At 78.0% G+C, this 2,183-nt stretch carries 2 protein-coding genes; both read right to left on the bottom strand.

The features are described 5' to 3' along the window. A partial coding sequence (locus tag BKE38_RS29980) for a heavy metal translocating P-type ATPase (protein WP_076960707.1) occupies positions 1 to 2,042 on the bottom strand: 2,042 nt, incomplete at its 3' end. Continuing rightward, positions 2,039 to 2,179, bottom strand: coding sequence for a FixH family protein (locus BKE38_RS33895; protein WP_367596588.1), 141 nt, complete (start codon positions 2,177 to 2,179; stop codon positions 2,039 to 2,041). The genes BKE38_RS33895 and BKE38_RS29980, both read right to left, overlap by 4 nt. Positions 2,180 to 2,183 lie beyond the last annotated feature (4 nt).

Here is a 2,183-nt window from a genome sequence, read left to right as displayed (position 1 = left end):
TTGATGCCGTCGCCCACCATCAGCGGCTTGTGGCCGGCGACGCCCAGCGCCGCGATCCGCTCGGCCTTGGCGGCGGGGGTGGCGCGGGCCTGCCAGGGGCCGATGCCGGTGGCCTCGGCGACCGCCTCGACCGCGGGGGCGGCGTCGCCGGACAGCAGCTCGGCGGGCAGGCCGAGGCCGGCCAGGGCCTCGACGGTCGCGGCGGCATCGGGGCGCAGCCGGTCGGCGAAGCGGAAGGGCACCGGCGACAGGCCGGGGCGGTCCAGCCACAGGGTCAGGCCTTCATCCTCCTGCGCCAGGCCGATGAAGGGGGCGCTGCCCAGGCGGGTGGCGCCGGCGCGCAGCCCCTGGCCGGGGATTTCTTCCACCCCCTCCGGCGCGGCGGGGGCCTCCGGGCAGGCGGCGACCAGGGCGCGGGCCAGCGGGTGGCGGGAGGCGCGGGCGATGGCGGCCGCCTCGCGCAGGGCCGAGGCCGGGCGGCCGGGTTCTTCCAACAACGTCGGGCGGCCCTCGGTCAGGGTGCCGGTCTTGTCCAGCACGGCGCAATCGGCGCCGGCGAGCCGCTCCAGCGCGCTGGCCGAGGCCACCAGCACTCCGCGCCGGAACAGCGCGCCGGAGGCCGCCACCTGCACCGCAGGCACGGCGATGGCGAGGCCGCAGGGGCAGGTGATGATCAGCGCGGCGACGGCCGGCACCAGCGCCGCCTGCCACGACACCCCCATCCACAGCCACCAGCCGAGGAAGGTCGCCACCGCCACCGCATGCGCCACCGGCACGTAGAAGCGCGCCGCCCGGTCGGCGAGCGTCACGAAGCGGCCACGCGCCTGCTCGGCGCGTTCCAGCAGCCGCGCCATGGCGGCCAGCGACCCGTCGGCCGCGGCGGCGGTGACCCGCATGGCGACCGGGTTGCCGAGGTTGACGGCGCCGGCGGCCACCGGCTCACCCTGCAGGAAGCGGCGGGGCAGGCTTTCGCCGGTGGTGGCGGCGGTGTCGAGCAGGGCCTCGGGCGCGTCCAGCGCCGCGTCCAGCCGCAGCCGCTCGCCGCTGGCCAGCAGCAGGCGGTCGCCGGCGCGCAGCTGCCCGGCCGGGGCATGGGCGACGCGGCCGTCGGGGTCGATCCGCTGCACGGTGCCGTCCTGCAGTGCCAGCAGCTCGGCCACCGCCTGGCGGGCGCGGCGGCGGGCGGCGCGGTCCAGCACGCGGCCGGCCAGCAGCAAGGCCAGCAAGGCGGTGGCGCCGTCGAACCAGGTATAGGGGCCGTTCCGCAGCGTCTCCGACAGGCTCATCGCCGTGGTGGCCAGCACGCCGAGCGACACCGCCAGGTCCATGTTCGGCCGCCCCGCCCGGATCCCGCGCCAGGCGGAGCGGTAGAAGGGCATCCCCGCCACGAGCACCACCGGCAGGCCGACCAGGGCCGCCAGCCAATGCATCAACGCGCGGGTGGCCTCGCCCATGTCGCCGCCGGCCCAGACGGCGACCGAGACCAGCATGACGTTCATCATGCCGAAGGCGGCGATCCCCAGCGCGCGCAGCAAGGCGCGGCCCTCGGCATCCTCGGTCGCGCGCAGGCAGGCCGGCGACCAGGGCGCGGCGCGGAAGCCGAGGGCTGCGATCAGCGCGACGAGCTCGTTGGCCCGGGCGGGCGAACCCCGCCAGGCGACGGTCAGGCGCCGGGCGGAAAGGCTGGCCCGGGCGCGCAGCACATCGGGCTCGGCGGCCAGGGCCTGCTCGACCAGCCAGACGCAGGCGCCGCAGGACAGGCCGGCCAGCATCAGCTCCAGCCGCTGGGCGCCGCCCTTTTCGGGGATGGCGAGCGCCGAGAAATCGGTATCCGGCAGCGCCTCGGCCGGGCGCAGCGTCCCGGCGGCGGTGCTTTGGCGCCGGTAGAAGGCGTCGAGGCCGAGCCCGGCCACCAGCCCCGCCGCCGCCTGGCAGCCGCGGCAGCAGAAGCGGCCGGCCTCGCTGCCCAGGCCCCCGCTGCTCAGCGGGGCGCCGCAATGGGCGCAGGCCGCGGAGGTCTCGGCGGGGGCCAGCAGGGTCACGGCAGCCCCAGCCGCCGGCGCAGGTCGAATTCGCGGCCGCCCGGCCCGGTCATCACCAGCCGCGCGTCCCACTGCCCGGGCCGCGGCACCGGGAGCGCCGCGCGGAACCGGCCCTCGCCCTGCGGCGTGAAGGCCAGCGGC

Origin of the sequence: Teichococcus deserti, from assembly GCF_001982615.1 — a bacterium.
In the GTDB taxonomy this organism is placed as follows: Bacteria; Pseudomonadota; Alphaproteobacteria; order Acetobacterales; family Acetobacteraceae; genus Pseudoroseomonas; species Pseudoroseomonas deserti.
The sequence above is the reverse complement of the archived record's forward strand: the minus strand, read 5'-3'. Positions and strand labels throughout refer to the sequence as shown.